The sequence below is a fragment of the Lentiprolixibacter sp. genome, assembly GCF_982873095.1.
This window is the reverse complement of sequence record NZ_CEYNTP010000032.1, coordinates 15413-16713: the sequence shown is the minus strand read 5'-3', so window position 1 is coordinate 16713 and position 1301 is coordinate 15413. Positions and strand designations below refer to the sequence as shown.

The following is a 1301-nucleotide window of genomic DNA, read 5'->3' as shown; positions in this document are numbered from 1 at the left end:
GCTATTTTATCGGGCAGCTGTATGCCGAAATTGTTGTGCATTAGTTGTAAAAGGGAGGGAGTGATATCTGCATGAGACACCATTTTATTCATCCGCACCGGTTTCTTTACCATTGGGCTGTACATGAATAACGGCACCTGATAGCGATGCAAATCATCCGCGCCGGGTAGCTCGGTTGCACTGTGGCTTCCCGTAATAATAAAAATAGTATTGTGATAGTCCGGGAGCGTGCGATACTTTCGAATTAAAGATTTGAGGGCTTCATCCGTATACAACATACTGGCAAATAAGGCCTTATTACGCTTGATTCTTTTAGCTATGTGAGAAGGGAAGCTTTCTTTTTTCAGGATGTCTTCTACCCTTTTCTTATACTGTTCCGCATCCGGAATGAGAAAGGGACTTTGTGAGCTCAGGGTCAGGAATACCTCCAGCTTTGGTTTGTTGTCAGCCAGATGACCAAGCGCCCAGTTGCGGTACAGTTCTTTATCCGGGTAACCCAGGGATATCCCGGCACGGTCTTTATCCTGTCTTCTATAACTTTCCCCAAAGCTCTTCTGGTCCATTACCAGGTCCACATGTTCCTCAAAAAGGAAGCGGTCCAGCTGGTTTAAGGCACTGTTCCCGCCGTAGTAAAATGCGGTCTGATAACCGTTTTTCTTCAATATTCCGAAAAGTGTTTGCCGGTTAACTGGAGATTCCAGGTTGGTAAAGCCGTATTCCCCAAAAGGAAGCGAGCCCATGATTGTAGGCAGGGCCGCATAATTTACCCCTGTGTTACTGAGATGATTTTCCCAGTACAGCGAGCTGTGTGCAAGAGAGTTAATAAAAGGTGCAAATTCCTGATATAATCCCTTCTCTCCCACAAAACCTGAGCCCAGTCCGTCTACCACAATGAATACCAGGTTGGGTTTCTTGTCATTCAGCTCAAAATAGCGGCTGAGCTGATCATCGGTTTCAAATGGGCGCATCAGGGGATATTCAGGTTCCCCTTCATAAGCGTTAAAGGTAAACACTTCATCTGCAATGGCCTGTACTACGTGCTGGGTCTTGTTTTCATTAACAGGCTTCTTGTTTGTAACAAGAGTGGCCAGAAACAGGCTCAGCAGGATGATCGTAAAGGGGTACATTTTACTAATGACCCTGTACACCGAAGAGGTAAGCCGATAAAACACATGAAGCCATATAGCACAGGCAATGCCATAGGCCAGGAAAAGTAATACGAATTTTCCAAATGTGGTAAGGGCAAAATACCGGCTCCAAAAACCGGCTCCCAATATTTCATAATACTGCAGGTAATATTC

Annotated in this window: 1 protein-coding gene; it reads right to left on the bottom strand. The window is 45.3% G+C overall.

What is annotated here, in order from left to right; translation table 11 throughout:
• Nucleotides 1–1301, bottom strand: a 1301-nt coding sequence (locus AC4E7D_RS03700; protein WP_490172461.1) for an LTA synthase family protein, incomplete at both ends; no start/stop codon positions are given.